We start from the raw sequence: 26,426 nt of genomic DNA, 5'->3' as shown, positions 1-26,426 counted from the left end.
TAAATCAGCTCCCATTCATGCCCGACGAAAAGCTGCCACTCATACTCCATCCTGGCAGCGGCCTTGCGCTTGCGCGGCCACAGGGCGGACGGATTGTGGCGGAGATGGTGAGCGGGGCGTTGGCTTTGTCACGAACCGCCGAGAATGCGAGCGCGGCACTGGTTGCCCGATTCAGGATCGGCGAACATGAATTATGCGAGCCCGATTATCGGCAGATTTTGCTTTGGGCGACAGCTCTTGAATTGGAGCCTGAGACGGTGATGGATCGGCTTATTCCAAAACCAAACACACAATTGGATCGGCTTATTCCGAAACCAATCACACAATTTGCGAACGGGCGTATCTTACGGCTTGGCTGGGATATGCTTTTGATGCCGCTGAAGTCCTTTGAATGGGTGAATGGGCTTGTGATTCAATCCATCAAATTCCATGTGGAGTGGGGATATATGCCGGTGGCACAACACTTGTTTCTTCCGCTGCCGGATCTTCAAGATCTGTCATGTGACACCATGGGCCTATTCAGCCTGGATCTCTCAACCGTTCCACAGCTAAACTACCTATCATGTACCAGCAACTATCTCACGAAACTGGATCTCTCATCCGTTCCGATGCTCAAGCAACTATACTGCTTTACAAACAGACTGACTTCGCTCGATCTTTCTGTGGTTCCTCAGCTCTTGGAGCTGGGGTGCGGTCACAATGAACTGCGTTCGCTTGAACTCGCCGCCGTTCCGTTGCTCACGGAGCTGTGGTGCGATTTCAATCAACTGCGTTCGCTTGACCTCTCTGTCGTTCCGTTGCTCACGAGGTTGTCGTGCAGCAGCAATCAACTGCGTTCGCTTGATCTCTCTGCTGTTCCTCAGCTCACATCGCTGTGTTACAGCAATAGTCCCCAACTCACCGAACTAGACTTCGCAGATGTTCCTCTACTCACAGAACTTGAATGCGATAGAAACCAACTCACTTTGCTTGATCTGTCCGCACTTCCATTGCTCACGGAGTTGTCGTGCGGCCACAATCAACTGCGCTCGCTTGATCTTTCTGTCGTTCCCTTGCTCACGAGGCTGTCGTGCAGCCACAATCACCTGCGTACTCTTGATCTCTCCCCTGTTCCGCTGCTCTCAAACCTATTCTGTGAAAACAACCAATTCACCGAATTGGACATCCGTCCGTTGGGTAAATTGGAAAATCTCTCTTACGACAAGGACAAAACCCGCCTGATCCAACGCCCCGACCAGCACTTCTGATCATGCAGCACACCGACTGGATCATCCTCGACACCGAAACGACCGGTTTTGCCGCACCGATTCACGTCGTGGAGCTGGCAGCGCAACGGATGCGGGGCTGGGAACCCATCGGTGAGCCGTTCCGCAAGCTGCTCAACCAAAACGTGGACATCCCGCCGGACGCCGCGCGCGTGCATGGCTACACCCGCGAAATCCTGGAACGCGACGGTGAGCCTGCGGCTGCGGTCCATGCCGCCTTTGCTGACTATGTGAACGGCCTCCCCCTCGTCGCCTACAACCTCGACTACGACCTGGAGCAGGTGCTCAAGCCGGAGTGGGCACGTTTGAAGATCGCGCCCATCGGCAGTGCTGGCTTTTGCGCGCTGCGTCTGGCTCATCGTCTGCTTGATCCGGTGCCTGCGGGCAACTGCAAGCTGGAAACCCTGCGGCAGTATTACCATCTGCCAGAGCGCGGCGCGCACAGTGCTTTGGGTGATGTACTAACGGTGGCAGATTTATTTACGCAGGTTCTCTGCCTCATCGCCAAACAGCGCGGATTGGATACCTGGGAGAAGCTGGCCGACTACGCACATGAGGAATGGTATCCCTCGCGTCTGACCTTCGGGAAGCACAAGGGCAAGTCCATCCACGATGCGCGCAAGAATCCCGAACTGCGCGAGTGGCTGGAATGGCTGGCGGGTTCCACCAATGCGAAAAGCGCGGGCATGGGCCGCTGGTATCTGCGCGAACTTGAAAAAGGGCCGCGCGATGCGGACGAGGCGCTATTTGTTGCCACCGAGGACGATGAAGCCAGCCCGGATGCCGAGACGCACGCCGAAGGGATCATCATCTACGTTCACCCCAGCTTGCAGCGGCTGCGTGGCCTGATCGCCACCTCTCGCGCCCGTCTTGCAGAGTTGGAAGCCGCCTACACGTCTGAGAAGAACCACGTCACCGCGCTGCACGCCAGGGTGTTCCAGCGCTTGCGGCGACATTTTGAAGAACGCGATCGACTGCGGCTGGTGGTGAGCTATCGCCGCACCTTTCTCAACACCCTGCTCAGTGAGGGCGAGGAAGAAGCGGAACGGGTGCGTGATGAATACAATGAGGCCGATGCCCGCACCCAGCAGGAATACAAGGACACAGAAGCCGAAATGGAATCCAAGCGGCGGCTGTCCGACGAGGAGGAATCCGAGGTGAAGATCCTGTGGCGCAAGCTGGTGAAGCTGTTTCACCCGGACCGCTTCGCGGATGATCCTGAGAAGCAGACGACCTACACTAAGCTGACGGAAGCCATCAACACGGCCAAAGACAGCGGCGATCTGGAGACGCTGCGACAGATTGCCGATGATCCCGCCGGCTACATCCTGCGCCAGGGCTGGACGGCGATTGATCTCGGTGACACGGACGAACTCGACCAACTGCAAAAGCTCCTCCACAGCCTGGAGGCCGAAATTATTGCCGTCATCGAAGCCACCGCTGCGCTCAAAGAAAGCACCAGCTACGAGTTGTATCAGATCATCGAACAGGAGCCGGAAGCGTTTGACCAGATCATTGCGAAGCAGGCTGAAGGCATCTCCCAGGAAGTAGAACAGCTCAAGGCGGAGGCGGAACGGCTGAAGGAGGAGATCATCGAACTAAGCGGTGATGAGGCATCAGTGCCTGGATGATCTATTCCCGCTGTTTCGTAGCGCCTCGATTCCAATACCATAGAAGCGCCGCACCTGTGGCAACGTCCATGCATGCCCAGACCGCTTTGGTGAAATGCATGGGGCGAATGGGATTAAACAGCAGAGCCATCCCAATCAAGAGCCACCGCATAACGCCCTTTTCCGTCTTCCACGATTCTACCAGCGCCCAGACAGCCCAGGAACAGACCACGACCCGCAAGAACTGATAGTAGCCGTAAGGCAACGATGCTGCACCGATGAAAGCAGCCACGGCTACCAAAGGGGCAAGGCGATGAGGTTGCATGGTGTTCGTTGGGTTACTCCAAACGGAAGTGCCCAGCAAGCGGCTGGCCCTGAAATCTCAACAACCCCGCCTCCAGTCGCAACAAGGGGTGGATTCAGCCTCCTTTTCTCAAAGATGAGCTCATGTTTGCCGAATATGACCTCATATCTTGGTCAGTATGACCCCATATCGCGGGCAATATGACCCCATATCGCGGGCAACATGACCCCATATCGCGGGCAACATGACCCCATATCGTGGGCAACATGACCCCATATCGTGGGCAACATGACCCCATATCGTGGGCAACATGACCCCATGTCGAGGGCAACATGACCCCATGTCGAGGGCAACATGACCCCATATCGTGGGCAACATGACCCCATGTCGTGGGCAATATGACCTCACATCATGGGCAACATAACCTCACATCGTGGCCAGAGTGTTCAGGAGAGACGATAGAGACCAGGGAAGGCCGCCACGACTGGGTGCGTAGTTTCGTCATGCCGCTCCGCTCGTTTCTGCTCGTTGTCCTGCTCACCCAACCAGTCCTCGCACAAACCGGCACGGTTCCCGCCGATCGTCCGCGATCACGTCCCCCATCGGCGCTGACCGGCTGGGCAGACTGGGAGAAGGGCGAGGCATTGCTGAAGCGCATCCAGGTGCCGCCTGCGCCGGTGCTTTCGGCAGAAGACGAAGCGAAGACGTTCAAGCTGGCACCGGGCTACCGCGCGGAGCTGGTGGCGTGTGAGCCGATGGTGCAGTGCCCGATCTTCTTTGAGTTTGATCCCGCGGGGCGCATCTGGGTGGTCGAATACCAAGGCTACATGCGCGATGTGCAGGGCAGCGGCGAGGGCGATCCGATCTGCCGCGTGGTGGTGCTGGAGGACACGGATGGTGATGGCAAGGCGGACAAGAGCACGGTGTTTCTCGACAAGCTGGTGATGCCGCGCAGTTTTGCCTTCGTGAAGGGCGGCATCCTGCTCCAGGAGCCACCGAAGCTGTGGTTCTGCGAGGACAAAGATGGCGATCTGCGCTGCGACCAGCGCACCGAAGTCGGCACGATGGGCGTGGGTGGGAATCCGCAGCACACGGCGAATGGCTTGCGCCGAGGCATCGACAACTGGCTGCACTGCGCGGACTGGCCGCATCGCTATCAATGGCAGGACGGCAAACTCATCGACGAGCCGACGCTGCATCGCGGACAATTCGGCGTGAGCTTTGATGAAACGGGTCGCTTCATCTCCTGCTACGAAAACAGCGCCATGCACATGGACCTGCTCCCGGCGGAGGTGATCCTGCGGCATCCGAATCTGGCGAAGCTGGCTCAGCGTGGCGGTCGTGGCAGCTTCGGCGTGAATGTGAACGTGGCAAAGGACGCGGCGGAGTGCTTTCCCATCCGCGTGACACCGGCGGTGACGCTCGGGGCCCTGGAGCTGCGCGATGATGGCCGCCTGCGCACCTACACCATCGTGTCCGGCACCTGCTACTACGATGGGGATCAGTTTCCACCAGAGATGCACGGCAACGTGTTCGTGCCGGACTCGGCGGGACATTTGGTCGGCACGTTGAAGCTCACGAAGGGCATCGCTCCACAAGCGACGCGCTTCTTTCCGCCTGAACAGGAGTTGATCGCCAGCACCGACGAGCGTTTCCGCCCGGTGAATGCCCGCGTCGGTCCCGATGGCGCGCTTTATCTTGCCGACATGTATCACGGCATCATCGAGCACGTTATTTTCATCGTGCCGTGGCTGACGAAGCAGATCGAGCAGCGCAAACTCTACGAAGGCAATGATCACGGGCGCATCTGGCGGATCGTGAGTGACACGCCGAGGGCGGAGGGCAAAGAGCGGAGAGTCGGAATGGAGAAATGGAGTGATGGAGAGTTGGTGGAAGCGCTCGGACATCCGAATGGGTGGCAGCGGAACACGGCGCAGCGGCTGCTGGTGGAGCGCGGAGATGCAGCGGCGGTGCCGCTGCTGGAGAAGGTGATTCAAAAGGTGAATCCACCGGCCATGCAGATGTTGCATGCGCTTTGGACACTGGATGGTCTGAAGGCCTTGAAAGAGGAGCACCTCGTCATGGCCGTCATTCATGAGGATGTGCGAGTGCGGGCTGCGGTAGCCCGCTTCAGCAGAGGACGGCTCTATTCCTTGTTGAACCCAGATGAAGATCCTCTCGTGAAGCTCCACGCCGCCTTGGCGATCAGCGCGAAGGGGGATCGCAAGACGCTGCCGCTCCTTGCTGAGCATCTGACGCATCATGAGGATGACTTGAACCGCATCGCGGTGATGACGGGGCTGCATGGCGCGGAGACGGCGATGCTGGATCTGCTGCTGAAACGTGAGGATTGGCAGAAGGAGTCGGCACATCGGCGCGAGACGCTGCGATTGCTCACCCAACTCATCTGCATGGACGATCAGCATGGTGCGGTAGTCACTCGCATCGAGCGAGTGGCGAACTGGCAGCGCGAGGCGCTGGTGGATGGCCTTCTGGCGACACAACCGAATGATCCACGCCAGATCAAGCCGGTGACGCTGACGGAGAAACCGAAGTTTCTCGATGAACTGGCCACGAATCGCGAGATTGCTGCGCGTGAACGGCTCCAGCGTCTGCGCATGTGCCTGACGTGGCCGGGTGCGGAGAACGTGGTGACTTTGAACCGCAAGCAACCGCTGAGCGCTGCCGCGCAGAAGCAGATCGAGCGTGGTGCGCTGGTGTATCAAAGCGTGTGCGGTCTTTGTCATCAACCGACCGGCTACGGCATCCCCAACGTGGCACCGCCGTTGGCGGAGAGCGAGTGGGCCACGGGCGAGCCGGAGCGGCTCATCCGCATCGCTTTGCATGGCTTGTATGGTGAGATCGAGGTGAACCGGCAGAAGTGGAACCTTGCCATGCCCGGCCAGGGCGCGAATCCGGCGCTGGATGACTCGAAGCTGGCCGATGTGCTCAGCTATGTGCGCAATGCCTGGGGCAATGAAGCGAGTGTCATTGAATTCGCTCAAGTGGCGGCGGTGCGTGAGCAGACCAAGACACGCAAGATGCCCTGGACGGCGGACACGCTCATGCAGGTGGATGTGAAAGACGGCAACGCGATCCAGGCCGATGCGGATGGCGTTTTGCTGCTTCCTGCCAGCGCGGCGAAGACCTACGGCCAGAAACTGGCCTATCGTCCCTCGCTGAATGTGCTCGCGCCCTGGCGCATCGACACGGACATGGCGGAGTGGTTGATCCGAGTGCCGACAGAGGGGGACTACGAGGTGCTGGTGACCTTGGCGGCAGATGAAGCCTCCGCTGGCGACGCGTATGTCGTCGAGGCCGAAAACGCGAGTGTGAAAGGTGTGGTGCAGGCCACGGGCGGCTATGAGAGCTTCAAAGAGCAGTCAGCGGGCACGATCAAGCTCAAGGCGGGTGTGCAATCCCTGCTGATGCGGCCGGAAGGAGCGTTGAAGCAGGAACTGGCGGATGTGCGGGCAGTGAGGCTGAGGCGGAAATGATGAACAGGCTTTACAGAGATGGGGTGGCCAGATCAAAATGGCTGACATGAAAAGAGTCCGATTGATGCTTTTGGCCGTCGCGTGGATTGCCAGCCCGGAGGCCGTTGATGCGCAAGTGGAGCAGCCTGCCGCCGCCACAGGAAACAAGCCGGCGATCCGCGTGCTGCTGGAGACGATGCACCATGAGGCCACCCTGAAGGACCTGCGCTTCAATTTCAGCCAGCTCATTCTGAAGACCGTGCTGGGCGAGGAGGGGGCGCTGGTGGAGGACTCCGCGACGGTGTTTGGCAGCCCCGAGAACCTGAGCAAGGAGGGACTGAAGCCCTATGATCTGATCATTCTGAATGGCAGGCTGAGCGGCAACATGACCCCGCAGGCCTTCTCACCCGAGATGCTCAAGCTGCTGGAGGACCATGTGTTTCGCGGTGGTTTCTTGTTGGTGATCGCCGGCAGTGCCGAACTTGGAAAAGGAGAAGCCCTGCCCTTTTACAATCCGCTGCTGACGCAGTTCGGCATGACCTTCAATGACCGGCCGGCGACGGTGCCAGGGACACAAATCCGCCCGTCCCAGTTGGAGCAGGATCGCGAGCATCCGCTGCTGCATGAGCTGGAAATGCTTTACCCATGTCATGGGACGACCTTGAAGCTGACGAATCGCAAAGCGCTCGCGCTGGCCTTCCTCGGCGACGAGCCCTGTCTGGCCGTGGTGCCGCATGGGTTTGGCTGGGTGATCGCGCTGGGTGGCGGCAGCGGCTGGATGAATCAGGGCATGGACCCCCAGAGACGGCCCAAAGCAAACTTCGCCGAGGCGAACCAGCAATTCGTTCGCAATCTGGTGCTGCTGGTGGGCGCGGTGCGGAAAGGTGTCAGGCGCTAAGGCCGGAAACACCCGCCGGGCAGAATACTCGTCCTCCCGGGTTGCCTTGGCCGGTTCTCCGGTCTATCTCGGCGCGTGGAAGATACCGACTACAAAGTCAGACTTGAGATTTTCGAAGGCCCTCTGGACCTCCTTTTGTACCTGATCAAAAAGGAGGAGATCGACATTTATAACGTGTCGCTGGAGCGCATCACGCGGCAGTACCTCGATTACATCGACACGTTCAAAGCGCTGAACATCGAGCTGGCGAGCGAGTTCATCGTGATGGCGGCCAATTTGATGTACATCAAGAGCCGCGAACTGCTGCCGCAGGACGTGCAGCCGCCGGAAGAAGACGCCGAGGAGGATGATCCGCGCTGGGAGCTGATCCGGCAGCTCATGGAGTACAAGAAATTCAAGGAGGCCGCCCAGTTCCTCGGCGTGCAGGAGGTGAAGGGCGATGAATTGTTCGTCACGACGCCAGAACTGCCCGATCTCGACGCCCCGGTGGAGACGCTGGGCCAGGTGGGCATCTTTGACCTGATCCGCGCCTTCCAGCGCATCCTGAAGCGCTTCGAGAACGCGAGCGACTTCCGCGAGATCGTCAATGACCGCTACACGGTGGCCGACAAGATCGAGTACCTGCTCAACATCATGCCGGTGGGCGGCAAGATGAAGTTTGAGGAGCTGTTCACCGATGCCGCCAGCCGTGGAGAGGTGATCGTGACTTTCCTGGCGATGCTGGAGCTGATCAAACTCAACCACCTGCAAGTGGAGCAGGAGCAGTTGCTGGGCGAGATCGTCGTGGTGCGGCCTGCGGTGTAGGATTCAGGGTTGGAATCAGTCTTGGACTCAATTATCGACCGGACGCCTCGGCATGTTGTCGAAAACAGTGCTGACATCATCCTGAATGATCCAGCGGATGCTGTCATCCACGTTGGAAACCGTGAAGTTCCAGCTCTCTCTCCTGTCCACCAACTTCCCGTCCTCAGCGGGAGGATTGAAAGTCCAGCTCTCCACAGCCTGGATTGCGGCCTTCACCGCATGCATTCTCCAGTCACTAGCTTCGTACTGACCTCCTTTCAATTCCCTGGTCCAGTGCTTCTCCACGGACGCTTTGCCTTCCGGGGATATGGTAAAATCCAGACGAAACTTAGCCTGTTTGCCTTGCCATTGAAAATCTTGGGGAAGTTGAGGACTGACGAACATTTTCACCTCGCCTCCAGACCAGACAGGCGTGACCTCCGGGGTTTTCCCGCCATCAACGAGCAGAAATGGCCAAAATCGTTTCATGCTGCCGCTCTCAAAAGCCCCGCCACGGTCGCCCATCACGAACCCGTCTCCGTCTTTATGCGCATACAGCCTCATTTTCCCGAGTTCGTTCGAAAACCTCATATCCGGCCACTTGGCAACATACCCCTTTAGAGCAATCGAAACACTTCCATCCTTGGCCACCTGATAAGTTCCCCGGTAGCCTGCAATGCCGACTCCATACTCTCCCAGCACGACCTTTCCATCCGGCTCGAAGCTGATGACTGAGTCCGAATCCATACCATACATTTTGCCGTCGCGTGAGACAAACACCACTGTCTTTCCAGCATCATGTCTTTGGGAAATGAAATTCACAACCTCGCTCCTTTGCAGAAATTTGGGAGGCGCAGAACGCTGCTGGGCAGCGCATGGCAGGGCAATGGCGAAGATCAAAAGGAGGTGTTTGTACATGGCATACTTTTGCTGGATGAGCTGCAGCATGCCTAGCATGCTTGCATCCTGAGCTTATTTCACCCCATACGGGTGTGGCGTGTAAAGTTAAACCTACTTCCCCTTCGCCACCGCAGGAGCAGGCGGAGCCACGCGGCTGAGCTTTGTGGCCGTGCCGAGCAGCCAGAACAGGCCGCCGATGCTGCCGATCAGGGCAAGCGCGGCCACCACGGTCCAAAGGCCGGGGAGAAGCGGTTTGCGGAAGCGGCGGCGTCTTGCCATCAGGAAATGTGACACGGCTTGCCGCACTGTGCCAGCGCGGCTATGATCGAAGATGCTTCCCTGGCTCAACAACGACCACTTTCCCCTCTATCTGGCCCCCATGGCCGGGGTGACGGACGTGATCTTCCGCCGTTTGTGCAAAGAACAGGGCGCGGATGTGATGGTGACCGAGTTCGTCAGCGCCGAGGGCATCCTGCAACGCGATGACCGCACGCGGCACTACACGGACTTCGATGACGAGCAGCGCCCGCTCGGTGTGCAGCTATTCGGCTCCGACGGCGTGCGCATGGGTGAAGCCGCGCGGAAAATCATCGACTGGAAGCAGCCGGACTTCATCGACATCAATTTCGGCTGCCCGGTAAACAAGGTGGTGGCAAAGAACGGCGGCTCCTCGCTGCTCAAAGACTGCCCACTGCTGGCCAGCGTGGCGCGTGAGGTGGCCAAGGCGGTGCCTATTCCCGTCACTGCGAAGATGCGCATCGGCTGGGACGCGGATCATGTGAATGCCGTCGAAGTGGCCCGCATCCTCGAAGACTGCGGCATGCAGGCCATCGCCGTGCATGGCCGCACACGGGCGCAAGGTTACACCGGCCTCGCCGACTGGGATGTCATCGGACAGGTGGCCGACGCAGTGAAGATTCCGGTTATCGGCAATGGTGACATCGCCAGCGGTCTTGACGTGGAGATTCGTCGCGCTCAAACGAACGTGAAGGGCATCATGATCGGCCGCGCCGCGATGGCGAACCCGTGGGTGTTCAAAGAAGCGAAGCATTACCTCGCCACCGGCACGCATTCGCCGCACGCCAGCGTCGAAGAGCGCTTCAACTTCATGCGCAGGCACTGCAAGCTGGCCATCGAGCGCAACGTGCGCATGGAAGAGCAACAAACGATGCGCTCCATGCGCAACCGCCTCATGAACTACACGAAGTCGATTCCCGGCGGCAAATGGCTGCGCCAGCACTTCTCACAGATCGGCAGCGTGATGCAGTTGGAGGATATTTTTGCCTCGTATCTCGATCATCAGGCCACGCACAGCCACGAACACGCTTCTCAAGACTCCCCTTCCCTCGCATGACGTTCTCCAATCCCTGGTTCATCGCCGCCCTCGTCGGCGTTCTCGGTCTGTTTCATCTCGAAATCATCGCCACGTTTCTGAACCTCGCGCAGTTCCGCCATGCGCTGCCGCAGCGGTTGAAGGAGATCTTTTCGGACGAAACGGTGCAGAAGGCCGGCGAGTATGCCAGCACGTCAGCGAAGCTCGATCTGCTGCGCAGCACGACCTCGCTGGCAGTGTTGATCGTGTTTTGGTGGAGTGGTGGTTTCGGCTGGCTGGAGCGCTGGAGCGCTGGCTGGGGCTGGAATGCGGTTCAGACCGGTGTCGGCGTGATCGGGTTGCTCATGCTTGGGCAGAATGTGCTGTCCTTGCCTTTCGATGCCTGGGACACGTTCAAGATCGAAGCCGAGTATGGCTTCAACCGCACCACCGTCGGCACTTTCATCAAGGATCGCCTCAAAGGGCTGGCGCTGACCGCATTGCTCGGCGGACCGCTGCTGGCGCTGATCCTGTGGTTTTTCCAGACGCAGGAGCACGCCGTGCTTTACACCTGGCTCACGGTCGCAGGATTCAGTATCGTGATGGCCTGGATTTCGCCACGCCTGCTGATGCCGCTGTTTTTGAAGTTCCAACCACTCAAAGACGGCCCGCTGCGTGAAGCATTGCTGGCGCTGGCCGCACGATTGAAGTTTCCGGTGGTCGATGTGTCGGTGGTGGATGGCTCACGCCGTTCCAGCAAGGCGAACGCCTTTCTCTCCGGCTTCGGCAAGAACAAGCGCATCGCGCTGTTCGACACCCTAATTGAAAAACACACGCAGGCGGAGCTGGAGGCGATCCTGGCGCATGAGATCGGCCATCACAAATGCCGCCATGTGCCGCAGCAGCTCGTGCTGGGTCTGCTGGAAAGTGGGTTGATGTTTTACCTGCTGCATGCCGCGTTGCAGTCGCCAGGCTTCTTCGCTGCGTTTGGCGTCGCCAGCATGCCCTTGGGGCTCGGGTTGGTGCTGTTCAGCATTCTTTACTCTCCCGCCAGCCTGCTTCTGGGCCTGCTCAGTAGCGCCTTGAGCCGAAGGCATGAGTTTCAGGCCGATGCCTTTGCCAAAGCGGCTTGCGGAGCCGAACCATTGATGACAGGTCTAAAAAAACTGTCCGTGGATCATCTGACGCACCCGAATCCGCATGCGCTGACCGTGTGGCTGCATTACTCCCATCCGCCCATCGGCCAAAGGCTGGCGGCGCTGGAGGGGTGAATTGCCATCATCACCGTAGTTTTTTCGCACGTTTGATAAATGTGCCGCCCCAAGGGCGTAGCCTCTCACAACACCCCAAACATACCCATGAAAAGCCCTCTGCGAGCTTCTCTCTTCACACTCGCTTTCACCTCCTACAGCGCCTTGGCACTGGCCAATCCCGCGCCTGCAACTCCAGCCGCACCTGCGTCTGCTCCCGTTGCCGTCGCAGCGCCAGCCGCCACAACTCCGCCAGCCCCGGTGGTGGCTGCGGCGCCTGCCCCCGCTGCTGCTCCTGGAGTCGATTTCATCCGCGATGTGCAGCCCATTTTCGAGAACAAGTGCCTCGAATGCCACAATCCAAACAAGATTAAAGGCAAGCTGCTGATGGACACGGCGGCTGCTCTGCTCAAAGGCGGTGACACTGGCCCAGGACTCGTCGCCGGACAGCCTGACAAGAGTGAAATCGTCAAGCGCATCGCCCTGCCGAAGGATCATGATGACATCATGCCTCCCAAGGGCGGACCGCTGGCCGCGAACGAAGTTGATGTGCTGAAGCGCTGGGTTGCGGAAGGTGCCAAGTGGCCGCAGGGCTTGGTGCTCAACTACAAGACCCCTGAGCAGCGCAAGGCGCTGGCCGAACTGCAAAAGAAGCTGCCCACGCTCAAGCGTCTCGAAATCCTGCCCGGCAGCTATTCTCTGGAAACCAAGCGTGACAGCCACCGCGTCGTCGTCCTCGCCACTTTCCAGGACGCCACCACCAAGGACGTCACCGGTGTCTGCGATCTCAAGATCGCCGACAGCAAGGTCGCCGCGCTCAACAATCTCACTTTGACGCCCGTGGCCGACGCAGGCAGCACGGAAATCATCGCCTCCATCGGCGGGCAGACCGCGAAAGCCGTTGTGACCGTCAAAGACGGCAACAAAGATCGCCTGATCTCCTTCCGCCTCGACTGCATGCCGGTGTTCATGCGCGGTGGTTGCAATCAGGGTGGCTGCCACGGTGCCGCACGCGGCAAGGACGGCTTCCGCACTTCGCTTTTCGGCATGGACCCTGCGGGCGACTTCATTCGCATCACACGCGAGATGCCCGGTCGTCGCATCAACCTCGCCATTCCGGAAGAAAGCAGCCTGATTGAAAAAGCCGTCGGTGCCGTGCCGCACTCCGGCAATCAGGCCTTTGAACCCGACTCCGTTTACAACAAGGCGCTCGTCGAATGGATCACCGCCGGTGCGCCGGATGACAAGCCTGACGTGGCCAAATGCACCGGCATCGAGGTTTATCCGAACCAGATCGTGATGGAAGGCAAGAGTGCCACGCAGCAGATCACCGTCCGCGCCACCTACTCCGACGGCACTGACCGCGACGTGACCAATCTCGCCCTGTTCATGTCGAACAACGACCCGACCGCCAGCATCGACAAGCAAGGCCTTGTCACCTCGGGTGATCGCGGCGCGGCCTTCATGCTCGCCCGTTTCGACGTTTATTCCGTCACCGCCCAGGTTCTCGTCATTCCTGCCCAGCTTCAGTATGAACGTCCGAAACTGGCCGAGACCAACTACATCGACACCTTGGTCAATGAGAACCTGCACAAGCTGCGCATCCTCCCCTCCGGCATCTGCACAGATGAAGAATTCGTGCGCCGTGCCTACATCGACATCGCCGGCATCTACCCGCAGGCCACCGAGATGCGCGCCTTCCTCGCGGATGCCAATCCGAACAAACGTGCCGCCTTGATCGACACACTGCTGGAGCGCAAGGAGTTCACCGAACTCTGGGTCATGAAGTGGGCCGAACTGCTACAGATCCGATCCTCCATCAACAACAACCAGCCGCCTTTCTACAAGAACGCGCTGCTCTATTACAACTGGCTCTCCGAGCGTATCGGCAAAAACATTCCCATCAATGAAATCGTGGTCGAGCTGCTCTCTGCCACTGGTGGCACTGTCTCCAGCCCTGCGGTGAATTTCTACCAGACCGAACTCGACCAGCTCAAGCTCACCGAAAACGTCGCGCAGGTCTTCATGGGCATGCGTATTCAATGCGCCCAGTGTCACAACCATCCCTTTGACCGCTGGACCATGGATGACTACTACGGCTTCAAAGCCTTCTTCGCCCAGATCGGCCGCAAGCAGACGGACGATCCTGCCGAGGTCATCGTGTACAACAGCAAGGGCGGCGAATCCCGTCATTTCCTGACGCAGGCAGTGATGAAGCCGAAGTTCCTCGGCGGCGACACGCCGGAACTCAAGCCTACCGACGACCGTCGCAAGGTGCTTGCCGACTGGATGGCCTCGCCGCGTAATCCCTATTTCGCGCGCAACATCTCCAACATCACTTGGGCGCACTTCAACGGCACCGGCATCGTGGAGCCCGTTGACGACGTGCGTGTCTCCAATCCGCCCTCCAACCCCGAGTTGATGGCCATGCTGGCAACAAAGCTCACCGAGTACAACTACGACATGCGCAAGTTTGTGCGCGACATCTGCAACTCGCAGACCTATCAGCGCAGCACGAAGGTCAACGAGACCAACGCTGGCGACAAACGCAACTTCTCCCACGCTCAAGTCCGCCGTGTGCGCGCCGAGGTGCTGCTGGACGCCATCTCTCAGATCACCGACACGCCGAACAAATTCCAGGGCCTGCCTCTCGGCGCCCGTGCCGTGCAGATCGCTGACGGTGCGGTGACGAACTACTTCCTCACAACCTTTGGCCGTGCCAAACGCGAGTCCGTCTGCTCCTGCGAGGTCAAAATGGAGCCCACACTCTCCCAGGCGCTGCATTTGATGAACGGTGACGCTGTCAACGACCGCATCAAGCAGGGCCGCGTCGTCGCCAAGATGATCCAGGACAAAAAGAGCGACCGCGAGATCGTCGAAGACCTCTTCCTCCGCGTCTTTGGCCGCATGCCGAAGGACAAGGAATGGGCCTCCGTCCAACAGGCCATTGGCAGCGACACCGGCGCACGCCAGTCTGTGCATGAAGACTTGTTCTGGGCGCTGCTGAACTCCAAGGAGTTCTACTTCAACCATTGATCCCCGAATCTCGAAAGCGGGTGCGTTGAGCAAGTCTCAACCACCCGCTTTTTCGTTTCAACGCACAGCGGCACTTGATCGAAAAGTGCGTTGAACACTCTCTGCTCCATCACTTGATCCCCGGCATCAACTTGGTGATCCAGCGTGCCAGCAGCAGCAGCACCAGTCCGGAGATTCCTGCTGTGACTGCCACCTCCATGAATCGCGCCGGCATTTGCGCCGTGGCATCACCAGTGACCTCGCCCGCAAGCAATCCGGCAAGAATGTCGCCCAAGGCGCTGCCGAGAAACCAGATGCCCATCATCTGACCGGTGAGCCGTGGCGGCGAAAGCTTTGTCACCGCGCTCAAACCGACCGGGCTGAGGAAAAGTTCGCCCAGCGTGTGAATCACAACGACGGACATCAGCCACGTGGGCCATACCGGTCCCGTGCTGAGGGCATGCCGCGCTGCCATGGCCGCCACCACAAAGCCCAGGGCCAGCATGAGCAGCGACCAGGACACTTTCGTCGTCAGAGAAGGCGATGTCCCGCGTCTCGCCAGCCACGACCACAGACCAGCCACCACGGGAGCGAGTCCAATGACACACAGGGGGTTGAGCGCCTGCACCCAGCTCGCCGGCACTTCCCACGAACCAAACTGACGGATGGTGAACCGCTCCGCGAAGATGCTGAACGAAGATCCCACTTGCTCAAAGCCCGCCCAGAACAAGGCGGAGGCGAGAAACAGCACGACGATGACCACCAGCCGCTTCTTTTCGATGGTGTCGAGTCCGGCAAACAGGAACGCCCACAGAAAATACAACACCGCCACACCACCGATGAACCACGCCGTGCTCTTGGCGAGCGCAAGCACGTCGATTTGAATCACCCCGGTCACACACAGAACGACCACCGTGATCACCGCCACGAGTGACAGCCATAGCAAAATCCATTCACGCTTCACGTTCTGCCCCGCATGCTCGACGCGCTCGCCGATCTGCATCACATGCCTGCTCGTGGCTTTGAACTGCACCAGCCCGAGAAACATTCCCACCGCCGCCGCTGAAAAACCCCAGCGCCAGCCGACTCCTTCGCCCAGCCAGCCGCAGAGCATCTGGCCGAGAAACGCGCCGAGATTGATGCCCATGTAGAACAACGTGAAGCCCGCATCACGACGTGCGCCGCCTTCAGGATAAAGCTGGCCCACCAGCGCGCTCATGTTCGATTTCAGAAGTCCTGAACCGAACGCCACCAGGATCAAACCGATGAAGAATGCCTCGGTGCGATGAATGCCCAGCACCAGATGGCCGCAGGCAATGATGACGCCTCCCCACCACACCGCCGATTTAGCCCCAAGAAGCCGGTCCCCCACCCAGCCACCCGGCAAGGCAGTCATGTACACCAGCGCCGTGTAAAGTCCGTAGATCGCGGCGGCCATCTCATCCGTCAACCCCATGCCGCCACGTTGCACTTCGGCCACCATGTAAAGCACCAGCAACGCCCGCATGCCGTAGTAACTGAAGCGTTCCCACATTTCCGTGAAGAACAGCGTGTAGATGCCGCGGGGATGGCCGGTGGGTTCAGAAGTCATGGCGTGAGGAGTCCGCCATCCAAGACGGCATTCCTCAAAACGCCAATGGTTCCTCAGCCTGCGGGCACCAGCTTCGCCTTGAACTTCACCATCGCGCTTTGAATCAGCGGATCGTTGTAAAAGTCATCGCTGGCCTTGGCGGGCGCAGGTTCTACCGCTGCGGCAGGTTTCTTTGCTTCCTCTTTCGGCGCGGGTTTGGCCTCCGCCTTCGGTGTGGACGCAGGTTTGGCAGCGGGCGGTGGATCATCCATCAATCCCAGGCCGATCTCGGAAAACGCAGGCGGCTTCAAGCTCGCATCCAGCACGAATTCGAACTTCATCGGCTTGCCGAGAAGTTCCTGGGCCATAGATTCGAGAAAACTCACCTGCGCAGGCCGCAGCAGGCTGTCGCGGGCAAAACTCTCCGTCGGCGGAAAGCCCACCTTGATCGTGTTACGCGTGATGCCGAGCATCGTGCCGGCCTGCAACCATGAAACCGCCAATGGGCGCCGTTCCTGCACCTGTGTGACCAATTGCGGCCAAAAATCCGTCTCGCTCACCGCTTCTTTTGCTTCCACTGGCTCAGGCATCACCGGTTCTGGCTCTTCCACCTTGGCGGCTACCGGCGCAGGCTGTTCCTCACGCACGACGGCGGCTTGCGGCTTGACCGGTTCGACGGCTTTCACAGGATCTGGCGCACGGCTCACCTGCACCGTCGGCTGCGTCCTCGGTGCCTGCTTCGGCAGACCTGCACCACTGCCGCCATCCAGCGCATCAATCACATCGCTGATCGAAACTTCATTGAGGCTCTGCACCGCCTGGATCACACCGAGTTCAAAATGCAGCCGCTTGTTGCTGGCCCAGCGCATGCGTGAGTCCACTTCCGCGAGACCATCAACGATGCGCAGCAGTTGCTCCGTGTTGGCCATGCCAGCCTGTGCGATGACTTCCTCAATCACCTCCGGGCTCAAATCTTCCGCCGCAGCCTCAGGATCGGCCTGCTGCACCAACAGCGTGCGGAAATGCTGGATCAGATCTCCCAGGAAACGCCCCAGCTCTTTGCCTGCCTCGTTCTGCTCATAGACAGCCCGCAACGCGCCCACGGTGTCGCTTTCGAGGATGTGCCGCGCCAGTTGCGCGACCGCTTCGCCGGAAGTGAAGCCAAACACGTCCAGCACGTCCTGCTCGGTGATGTGTTCGCCACAGAATGCCACCAACTGGTCCAGCATCGACTGCGCATCGCGCATCCCGCCTTCCGCTCCTTTGCCAATCGCATATGCGGCCTTCTCATCCAGATTCACCTTTTCCAGCTTCGCGATGTGCAGCAGATGCTTCGCGATCACTGCATTTGGAATGCGGCGCAGGTCAAAACGCTGACAGCGGCTGATGATCGTCGGCAGGATCTTGTTCGGCTCCGTTGTGGCAAAGATGAACTTCACGTGCGGCGGCGGCTCTTCCAGCGTCTTGAGCAGCGCGTTGAAGGCCCCGGTCGTCAGCATGTGTACCTCGTCGATGTAGTAGATTTTGTACCGGCAACGCGAGGGGGCATACTTCACGTTGTCCCGCAGTTCGCGCACCTGCTCCACACCATTGTTGCTCGCACCGTCGATCTCCAGCACGTCCATGCAGCGCCCTTCGGCGATTTCGACGCACAGCTCGTCATTCGGATCAAAATCAATGCTCGGCCCCTCCTTGCAGCACAGCGCCTTGGCGAAAATACGTGCCGTCGAGGTCTTTCCCGTACCACGCGGCCCGACAAACAGATAAGCATGCGCCAGCCGCTGCTGGGCGATGGCATTCCTCAATGTTCTCACGACATGGTCCTGTCCGAGCACATCTTCGAAAGTCTGGGGGCGGTATTTCCGGGCAAAAACTTGGTAACTCACGAGGTCAGGCTAGCGAACGTGCCCACCTGAGCAAGAGCTTCCACCGCATTCACAGCAACTTTGAACGAGCAGGGTGACGAAACTAATCCTCGCGCCATTTCAATGCGACACGCTCCACGGCATTTCTGTGGACCCCTTGTAGCCGTTGCCGTTGAAGCTGCCGCGGAAAGTCCACTCCCCTTCCATGCTGTGAGTCTGTGTCTTTTTGTCCGCCGTAGCAGTAGCTGTGATCCTGCCTTTAGCCTGCATTTCAATGGCACCCGAGGCAAGGTCCATCTTGCCAGTGACGGTGGCCGCAAAGTGGCGGGTGGTGCTTACAGTGCCCAAGTTCTGTGAAGTGCTCTGCGAGAAACTGCCGGTCACGCGCCCGCCTTTGATGGTGATTCTCAGCGAGGCGCCCGTCTTGTCCGGCATCGTGACACGACCGGCGAAGGTTCCTTCCATGGATGTAAACTCCTTGATGACCTCGGCGAGTGCTTTTTCGCCGCCATCCTTGAGCGCGGTGAGGCAGCGATTCACGAGATTGTCGTTCACCGGCAGGTTCGCGGCACGCAGGCGGGCGATGACGAGGTCGAGGAGCTTCTGCTCGTCCTCCGTTCCGGCTTTGGCGGTCTGGGCGGTTTGCTTGGTGGCATCCTTGCGCATCTCGGTCTTTTTGCGATCTCGCCAAGTGCGTGTTTTGGTCTCCTGCTCTGCTGCGGCCAGCTTCGCTGCCTTTTTGCCCTCCAGCACCTTGTTAAGCCGTTTTGCCTCGGCGAAGTCTCCCTTCAACACACCATCCGCCGCAATCTTCGCCCCGACCGGCGATGCGCCGTTCTTGATCAGCTTGTCATAGATCTCCTTCGACCGCGCTTCATTGATGGCCTTTTCGTTCCGGGCGCTTTTCAATTGGTCGAACAAGCCCTTCCCGGCGCCAAGCCCCTCGCCGAAGGCGTTGCCGAGGTTCGTGCCGGCCTGCTTCGCCGCGTCGTAGGTGATCGCCTTCGCGCCTCCAAACAGCGCCCCAGCAACCGCCTTCGTCTTCATCTCCAGGTACGGCTTCCAGTCTTTTTCCGAGATTTTGCCAGATTCGATGTCTTTTCTGTACTGATCGTAGGCCTCCTTGCCCGCCTTGGTTCCAATCTCATTCATGCTGCCGAAGCCAAGCCCGTGCCAGAGAGTACGGTGCACCAATTCAGCCTTCTCCTTGGTCCAGCCGGCCATGTCCTTGGGCTCCCCCTGCCTCTTCGCCTCCATCTCCTCCTTCGCCGTCTTGTAACCTTCGTAGATGCCGTACGCGCCCAAAGCCAGCCCCGCACCCTTCATCAGCTTGCCGCCAGAAGTCGTTTTCACCTCCGGCTCTCCCACCACGGTTTTCGTGCCGCCGGGCTTCGTCACCGGCTCGTTCGGGCCTCGCACGGCCTCGGTGGTTGCTTTGGCCTTGGCATTGTAGTCCGCCAGCTCGTTGCGCGCCTGCTGCGCCTGGGTCTTCAGGCCCTTGGCCTCCATGTCGGCGATTTGCGACTGCGTCTTCTGCACTTCCGCCGCAGCAGCCGTCTTGGTTTTGGCCTCAGCCGCATCGAGAATGTCCCGCGTGGTCTTTTGCAGCTTCGCGGCCTCATCGGCATTCGCAATCGTGGCGCGGCCGGTTTTGATGTCGCCCAGCGTGTCGAGGATTTGGTCGGGATTCTTGATGCCGTTTTTTTGGGCGATGGTTTTGACCATCTCCGGGTCGAGTCCGGCCTGATTCGCCGCTTTGACCGCGCCTTTGGCCATCATCTGTCCTTCCGGCGCTCCACCCACGAGCGTCTCCGGCGGCGCACTGGTACCGTGCATCGCCTTTTTTGCGTGATCCATCGTGGCCACATGGTCCTTCAGCGCCCCTTGCTTCAATGAGCCGCCTGTCTCTGAAACATACGTCTCGCCATGCTGTGCGCCCACCTTCACCTGTGTCTGATGTCCCGCACTGCCGACGCGGTCCGTGCCCGGCGCGGCATTCACCGTCATGCCAAAGTCTGGCGCTGTTTCCAAAACACCTCCCGTGACCTTCACCGGGCCGCCGTTCGGTCCCTTCACGCCGATCTCGTTGAGAATCTTGCCCGCCTTCTCCGTCGTGCGGTAGCCGCCGCCTGCGTCAAAGTCGCCGTTCATGCCGCGATGGTTCGGATCGGTGATCGTCGTGCCAGCGGTTTGCTTCGCGCTGTTGCTGGCGTTGCTCGTTCCACCCATCACATCGCGGTTCGCCTGATTGATCACGCCCTCATGCACCACGTTTCGTTGTGCGGCGATCTGCTTGCTGGTGGAACGGTGCGCCGCGTTCTCCGCCTCGATCTGGGCGGTTTTCGCCGGACCGTCCGGCAATTTTTCGAGCTGCTTCTTCGCCGCATCATGCCTTGTGGTCTCGTTTTTCCAGTCCGACTCCACCTTGGTCCACTTCTGCTTCAAATCGGAAATCACCTCTTTGCGCGCTGCTTGCTGCTGGACCGAAAGCCTCTTCGACTCCGCCTGATGCCGCTGAATTTCCTCCCGCAACTGCGCATCTCGCTGCGGACTGGCCGGTTGCTGTTGGAGCGCCTGCTTCCGCTCCTGAAACGCCTGCCGCTCGGCCAATTGCGCCGCTTCGATGGATTCAAAGTTCACCATCACCTCCCCTGTCTGCGCGAAAACCGCCGCACAGCCAAGCATCAGCCAGAACATCACGATCCGTTTCATGGCGTCTCTCCTTCCCATTCAGCCACCAGTTTGGCGGCGTAATCATGCTCAAGCGTGCCTGCCGCCTCAATGAGCATGATGTCCTTCGCCTGCGACAGCGCCGCCTCGCGATCTCCAAGATAGTTCAGCATGATCGCACGGCCGACACCGAGCGCCGACACCTCTGGATTCGCCGCATACTGTGCCTCAAAGAAGTCCACGCCGCGAAAACCCTCGTCATTCGCAGCATACACCGCGCACAATGGCCCCACTGCATGCGCCGCCGAGGCCGCAGGATCGCTCTCCAGCGCATTCTCCAGCGCGGAGATTGCCTCCATGTCGCGATCCTGCTCCGCCATCATCAAACCTAGCTCCAGCCACGCCGCCGCATGCTCGGCATGCACATCCACGGCTTGGTTGAACATCTTTTCCGCCATCACCAGCGCACGCTCATCAAACTGGGCGAGTTCTTGATACAACAGCCCTGTCAGAAACAAGTGCGATGCATTCTCCGGCTCCAACACGCTCGCCGACCGCGCATAAGCCACCGCCTCCTCCAGCGCGGCTTGATCTGGCTCACGCTGCGGATGATCGAGGATCGCAAACGCTCGATCATGTCGCACCACGGCCATCCGCTGGCGATTTTCCGGCGAGGCATCCTCCAACAGCGCCTTCATCGCCTGCTCTTCGCGACTCTTGATGTCCACTGGCACCCAAGCCGCGACACCCAGTGGTGGTTGCGGCCCCAAAATCGTCGCACGCTCCATGTCCTCCTTCGCTCCGGCACTGTCATCCATTGCTTCGCGTGCCTCAGCACGAATGAGCAACGCCCGCGACTCGGTCGGCAGCAGTTCAAGGCACTTCGTGGCATCCGCGATGGCTTTTTGAAACTCACCCATCGCCAGCCAGCCGCCTGCACGATTGCGATACGCCTTCGCATGCTCGGGATTGAGCTGAATCGCCTTGTCGAGATCCGCCATCGCCTTCTCCTGCTCCCCCAAGTTCAGCCACGCCTGCCCGCGATTGTTCAGATAGATCGTACCGGTCGGGATCAGTTCAAGCGCCTTGTCAAAACTCTCGATCGCCGCCTCGTTGTCGCCACGATTCAGCAGGAAAAAGCCGCGGTTGTTGTGAAATTTCGCCACCTTCGGGCCGAACTCCACCGCCTTGTCGTAATCCTCCAGCACCCGTTCATCCTCACCCATCTGATCGTGAGCCATGGCACGATAAAAATAGGCCGCAGCGTCCTTCTCGTTCAATTCGATGGCCTTGTCACAATCCTCCACAGCCTTCTCATACTCACCGCGAATCGTCAGCAATTCCGCGCGGTTCACGAAAAAGCTGCCGTTTTTGGAATCCAGTTCGATGGCCATCGTATAATCTGCCAGCGCCTTGTCAGGCTCTTTGACCGCGTTCCATGTGAGCGCACGGTTAAAGTAGAGCAGCGCGTTCTTCGGATTCAGGTCAATCGCCCTGGCATAATCCGCCAAGGCCAGATCACGCTGTCCCTTGTTGTCATAGGCCAAGGCGCGATTGTTGTAGGCAGTCGCATCCTTCGGCGTCAGTTCGGTCACTTTGGTGAAATCGGCAATGGCACCGTCCAATTCACCCAGCCGCCACCGTGCCCGCCCACGCCCCATGTAGGCCCGCGCATCACCCGGCTTCTGCCGGATCAGTTTTTCATAAGCAACGGCCGCCTCCCTGGCCTTCCCGCCCATGAGCAGGCTGTCCGCCGTCTGCCATGCATCCGCAGCACCGGCCATGCGGCGTGCCAGCAGGACGAGCAGAATGATCAAAACCACCCACAGCACCCTGCGCCAGTGGTTGTGAGTGCCTAGATCGGGTTGGTGGGCAGGATGACTCATCAAATAACCTCCTGTGTCAGAATACACCTGCGCATGAAACCTGCCGTGCCTGCCTTGCGATACTCCGGCTGCTTTTTGTGGCCTCCCACCTTGACCTTTGAGCACAACATGACCTCTTGAACGTATCCTAGTTGCCCATGCTCCTTTCCCTCACCTCCCGCATCCTCCGCACTGTCGATCCGCTCTGTCTGGCGAAGATCGGCTGGAATTTTGGCTACAAGGGGGCGCGCTCGGTCATGCTGCACAAGCAGCGCATGAAGCAGGGACAGTATTTCCCGCCGTTCTTCTACATCTCCATCCTCAACTCCTGCAACCTCCGCTGCCAGGGCTGCTGGGTGGATGTGGACAAGCCTCGTGAGTCATTGAACCTCGATGAACTCAACAAGATCGTGAACGACGCCAAACGGCGCGGGAATTCGTTCTTCGGCATCCTCGGCGGCGAGCCCTTCATGCATCCCGAGCTGTTCGACTTTCTCTCGATGCACCCGGACGCCTACTTCCAGGTCTTCACCAACGGCCAGATGATCACCGAGAAGGCCGCCACGAACATGCGCAAGCTCGGCAACATCACGCCGCTCGTCAGCATCGAAGGCACCGAGATCGTCAGCAACGAGCGTCGTGGCAACAAGGACGTGCTCACCCGCACCCTGCGCGGCCTGCAAAACTGCATCGACGCCCGCGTGCTCACCGGCGTGGCCACCAGCCTCTGCAAAACCAACATCGACGACCTCCTCACCGAGTCCTGGCTGCGCAAACTCATCGACATGGGCGTCCATTACGCCTGGTATCACACCTACCGCCCCGTCGGCCCGAAGATCAGCGCCGACCTCGCCCTCACGCCTGATCAAATCACGCAGGTGCGCCAATTCGTCGTCAACATGCGCGCGAAGATGCCCATCGCCATCGTCGATGCCTACTACGACCACAACGGTCAGGCCCTCTGCCCCATGGCCAACGGCATCAGCCACCACATCAGTCCCACCGGTGCCATCGAGCCCTGCCCCATCATCCAGTTCGCCAAAGAAAGCGTCCGCACCAACGACGATCTTTTCGACGTCTTCACCAAGTCCGAGTTCCTCCGCGACTTCCGCAACATCGCCTCATCCAATACGCGCGGCTGCATTGTCCTGGAACGTCCTGATCTCGTCAAAGCCGTCGTCACTAAGCACACTGCCAAGGATTCAACGATTCGTCAGACCGCCATGGCCGAAATCGAAAGCATGACGCCGAGAACGAGTCAGTGGCGCGAAGGCGAAGAAATTCCCGAGAAGCATTGGATGTACTGGCTCGCGAAGAAGTTTTTCTTCAACGACTTCGGGGTGTACAAGAATCTGAAGGCCAAGTAATCGATCAACGCACAATTTTCGGCGCGATCTGGAGGCAGCGCAGTTTGCCATCCTGCAACCAGCCGCTGTCATTGCGCACGATGACTCGCAAGGTCTTCGGCGGCTTGTTGCCGAGATAGGCATCAGCCTTCGTCAGCGTGATCGTAAGACTGCCGTCATCTTGACGCTGGATGATCTGCGGCTTGTCGGTGTCGAACCAGCCGTCTTCGGTGAAGACGATGATCTTGTCGGCTTCGCGCTGGTTTTTGCTAAGGCGTGCCTCGGCGGTGACGGGTTTGAGCATCAGCGTGATGGTTTGACCTGTTTCGCTCGCACTGCCGGTCCAGACGTCGCTAGACTGTTCGACACGCGCACGTTCTTCGTCGAGCAGCTTGTGCCACTTGCTGTTCAACTCAGCAGTTTCAGCGACGGGCAGTGTGAGGCTGAGTTCCATCGATCCAGGATGGCAGGAGTTCCCGCAGCACATCCAGGAAGCGATAGCGCTGAGCGTGATCTGATCGCCGATCTTCACATTTGGAGGCGGGGTGATCTCAGTGCGCAGCATGACATCGCGATCAAAGCCCTGGGCCTTGATCTTGAACATGAGCGTGCGCTCCGGCTCGGGATAAACGAGTTCGCCCGCCTTCCAGCCTTTCGGCAGATTCCATTTCAACTGCGTGGGAACACCGACGATGCCCGGAAACCGCCAGTAAGTGTGCCAGCCGCGATCGTGATCGAGCCAGAGGCCGACGGTGAAGGGTTTGCCGGGGACGATGGCGGCTTGCTCGGAGACGAGCTGGATTTGAAGCCCCGTTTGCGCCCTCAAGGCAAAGGGCAAAGAGCAGAGGGCAAAGAGAACGAGCCAGAGCGCTCCCCTCAAACCGCGAAACGAGAACTGCGAACGGTGAACCATGAGATCAGTATGCAGCATTCCCCGGCGTGCGGGCAAAGGGAATGACATCGCGGATGTTGGGAACTCCTGTGACAAACATGAGCAGGCGCTCGAAGCCGAGGCCGTAACCGGCGTGCGGGACGGTGCCGTACCGGCGGAGGTCGGCATACCAGGAGTAGTTGGCGGGATCGAGGTTCTGTTTGGCCATCAGTCCTTCGAGGACATCAAGCCGCTCCTCGCGCTGGCTGCCGCCGACGATTTCGCCGATGCCGGGGACGAGCAGGTCCATGGCAGCGGCAGTCTTGCCGTCGTCGTTTTGGCGCATGTAGAAGGGTTTGATGTCCTTCGGGTAGTTGAAGATCGTCACCGGGCCTTTGACGTGCTCTTCGGCGAGGAAGCGCTCGTGCTCGGTTTGCAGGCCTTCGCCCCAAACGACGGGATTTTCGAAGGTGCGGCCGGATTTGAGCAGGATCTCGACGGCGTCGGTGTAGCTGATGCGCTCGAAGGGTTTGTCGAGCGTCTGCTTGAGGCGCTCAATGAGGCCCTTGTCGATGAACTTGTTGAAGAACTCCAGTTCGTCTGGGCACTCATCAAACATGGCCTGCACGAGGTAGCGCACCTGTTCTTCGGCGAGCGTCATGTCGTCAAAGAGATCGTAGAAGGCCATCTCGGGCTCGATCATCCAGAACTCGGCGGCGTGGCGTGTGGTGTTGCTGTTTTCGGCGCGGAAGGTGGGGCCGAAGGTGTACACATTGCCGAGGGCGCAGGCAAATGCCTCCGCCTGGAGTTGACCGCTCACGGTGAGAAACGTCGGACGGCCAAAGAAGTCCTGCTCGGGCTTCGTGGGTGTGTTGGGCTTCAAGGTCGTGACCTGAAACATCTCCCCAGCCCCTTCGCAGTCGCTGCTGGTGATGATCGGTGTCTGCACATAGAAAAAGCCGCGTTCCTGGAAGAAGCGATGCACCGCAAAGGCCATTTTGCTGCGCACACGGAACACGCTGCCGAACAGGTTCGTGCGCGGCCGCAGATGGGCGATGGTGCGCAAGAACTCCGGTGTGTGACCCTTCTTTTGCAGCGGATACGTTGCATCCGCTTCGCCGACGATGCGCAGTTCCTTCGCCTGCATCTCCCACTTCTGTCCGGCGGCCGGTGATGCGATCAAATCGCCCGTCACTTCGACGGAAGCACCGGTCAAAATGCGCGGCAGCAGCTCGGCGGAAGACAAAGCGGCATCGACGACGACTTGCAGGCCCTTGAAGCAGGAACCGTCGGTGATTTCGAGGAACGAACAGGCCTTCGAGTCACGCTTCGTGCGCACCCAGCCGCGTGCGGTGATGTCGGAACGCGGGGATTCGGAGCGAAGGAGGGTTTGAATTGTGTCGAGGGACATTGGAGCGGACGCTAA

At 59.4% G+C, this 26,426-nt stretch carries 18 protein-coding genes; 9 read left to right on the top strand and 9 right to left on the bottom strand.

Features of this window, described 5'->3' with window-relative positions:
* The first annotated feature begins 17 nt into the window (after nt 1-17).
* A complete protein-coding gene (locus tag U1A53_RS18145) occupies nt 18-1,247 on the top strand; it encodes a hypothetical protein (protein ID WP_322283160.1) in 1,230 nt (409 codons plus the stop codon).
* A 2-nt stretch (nt 1,248-1,249) separates the two neighbouring features.
* A complete protein-coding gene (locus U1A53_RS18140) occupies nt 1,250-2,896 on the top strand; it encodes an exonuclease domain-containing protein (protein WP_322283159.1) in 1,647 nt (548 codons plus the stop codon).
* A 1-nt stretch (nt 2,897) separates the two neighbouring features.
* On the opposite strand, the gene U1A53_RS18135 is transcribed toward U1A53_RS18140, so the two are convergent.
* Nucleotides 2,898-3,200, bottom strand: a complete 303-nt coding sequence (locus U1A53_RS18135) for a DUF6804 family protein (RefSeq protein WP_322283157.1) — start codon at nt 3,198-3,200, stop codon at nt 2,898-2,900.
* Nucleotides 3,201-3,682: 482 nt separating this feature from the next.
* Between U1A53_RS18135 and U1A53_RS18130 the strand changes: the two genes are divergently transcribed.
* The 3 genes from U1A53_RS18130 to U1A53_RS18120 all read left to right on the top strand — a co-directional run bounded on the left by U1A53_RS18130 (nt 3,683) and on the right by U1A53_RS18120 (nt 8,357).
* Nucleotides 3,683-6,676, top strand: a complete 2,994-nt coding sequence (locus tag U1A53_RS18130; protein ID WP_322283156.1) for a c-type cytochrome — start codon at nt 3,683-3,685, stop codon at nt 6,674-6,676.
* A 46-nt stretch (nt 6,677-6,722) separates the two neighbouring features.
* Nucleotides 6,723-7,553 carry a hypothetical protein gene (locus U1A53_RS18125; RefSeq protein ID WP_322283155.1) on the top strand — a complete coding sequence of 277 codons (831 nt, stop codon included), beginning with the start codon at nt 6,723-6,725 and terminating at the stop codon, nt 7,551-7,553.
* A 135-nt stretch (nt 7,554-7,688) separates the two neighbouring features.
* Complete coding sequence (locus U1A53_RS18120) at nt 7,689-8,357, top strand: segregation/condensation protein A (protein ID WP_322283154.1); 669 nt, start codon at nt 7,689-7,691, stop codon at nt 8,355-8,357.
* Between the two features lie 27 nt (nt 8,358-8,384).
* Here U1A53_RS18120 and U1A53_RS18115 read toward each other — a convergent pair whose 3' ends face one another.
* Entirely contained in the window at nt 8,385-9,284 is a 900-nt protein-coding gene (locus U1A53_RS18115; RefSeq protein WP_322283152.1) for a hypothetical protein, read from the bottom strand.
* A 63-nt stretch (nt 9,285-9,347) separates the two neighbouring features.
* Nucleotides 9,348-9,515 (bottom strand): hypothetical protein, encoded by a 168-nt coding sequence (locus U1A53_RS18110; RefSeq protein ID WP_322283151.1) that lies wholly within the window; start codon nt 9,513-9,515, stop codon nt 9,348-9,350.
* Nucleotides 9,516-9,567: 52 nt separating this feature from the next.
* On the opposite strand from U1A53_RS18110, the gene dusB reads away from it, so the two are divergent.
* From dusB to U1A53_RS18095, 3 genes are all read left to right on the top strand, one after another.
* A complete protein-coding gene (gene dusB / locus U1A53_RS18105) occupies nt 9,568-10,590 on the top strand; it encodes a tRNA dihydrouridine synthase DusB (protein WP_322283149.1) in 1,023 nt (340 codons plus the stop codon).
* Nucleotides 10,587-11,819: a M48 family metallopeptidase gene (locus U1A53_RS18100; protein WP_322283147.1), complete on the top strand. Its 1,233-nt coding sequence runs from the start codon at nt 10,587-10,589 to the stop codon at nt 11,817-11,819. Before dusB ends, U1A53_RS18100 begins: the two co-directional genes overlap by 4 nt.
* 87 nt (nt 11,820-11,906) lie before the next feature.
* Entirely contained in the window at nt 11,907-14,834 is a 2,928-nt protein-coding gene (locus U1A53_RS18095) for a PSD1 and planctomycete cytochrome C domain-containing protein (RefSeq protein ID WP_322283145.1), read from the top strand.
* A gap of 109 nt (nt 14,835-14,943) precedes the next feature.
* On the opposite strand, the gene U1A53_RS18090 is transcribed toward U1A53_RS18095, so the two are convergent.
* The 4 genes from U1A53_RS18090 to U1A53_RS18075 form a co-directional block, all read right to left on the bottom strand.
* Nucleotides 14,944-16,404, bottom strand: coding sequence for a peptide MFS transporter (locus tag U1A53_RS18090; RefSeq protein WP_322283144.1), 1,461 nt, complete (start codon nt 16,402-16,404; stop codon nt 14,944-14,946).
* Between the two features lie 53 nt (nt 16,405-16,457).
* Nucleotides 16,458-18,269, bottom strand: coding sequence for a DNA polymerase III subunit gamma/tau (dnaX, locus tag U1A53_RS18085; protein ID WP_322283142.1), 1,812 nt, complete (start codon nt 18,267-18,269; stop codon nt 16,458-16,460).
* 99 nt (nt 18,270-18,368) lie between these two features.
* Nucleotides 18,369-20,960: a hypothetical protein gene (locus tag U1A53_RS18080; RefSeq protein ID WP_322283140.1), complete on the bottom strand. Its 2,592-nt coding sequence runs from the start codon at nt 20,958-20,960 to the stop codon at nt 18,369-18,371.
* Complete coding sequence (locus U1A53_RS18075) at nt 20,957-22,804, bottom strand: tetratricopeptide repeat protein (RefSeq protein WP_322283139.1); 1,848 nt, start codon at nt 22,802-22,804, stop codon at nt 20,957-20,959. Before U1A53_RS18075 ends, U1A53_RS18080 begins: the two co-directional genes overlap by 4 nt.
* Nucleotides 22,805-22,941: 137 nt before the next feature.
* On the opposite strand from U1A53_RS18075, the gene U1A53_RS18070 reads away from it, so the two are divergent.
* Nucleotides 22,942-24,150 (top strand): radical SAM/SPASM domain-containing protein, encoded by a 1,209-nt coding sequence (locus tag U1A53_RS18070; protein ID WP_322283138.1) that lies wholly within the window; start codon nt 22,942-22,944, stop codon nt 24,148-24,150.
* Nucleotides 24,151-24,154: 4 nt separating this feature from the next.
* Here the strand turns inward: U1A53_RS18070 and U1A53_RS18065 are convergent, their stop codons facing one another.
* On the bottom strand, nt 24,155-25,042 hold the full coding sequence (locus U1A53_RS18065) for a protein-disulfide reductase DsbD domain-containing protein (protein ID WP_322283137.1): 888 nt from the start codon (nt 25,040-25,042) through the stop codon (nt 24,155-24,157).
* A gap of 4 nt (nt 25,043-25,046) precedes the next feature.
* Entirely contained in the window at nt 25,047-26,411 is a 1,365-nt protein-coding gene (gene asnS, locus U1A53_RS18060; RefSeq protein WP_322283135.1) for an asparagine--tRNA ligase, read from the bottom strand.
* Nucleotides 26,412-26,426 lie beyond the last annotated feature (15 nt).

Source organism: Prosthecobacter sp. (assembly GCF_034366625.1).
In the GTDB taxonomy this organism is placed as follows: Bacteria; Verrucomicrobiota; Verrucomicrobiia; order Verrucomicrobiales; family Verrucomicrobiaceae; genus Prosthecobacter.
Note: the sequence above shows the minus strand (reverse complement) of the source record. Positions and strands in the feature narration are given on the sequence as shown.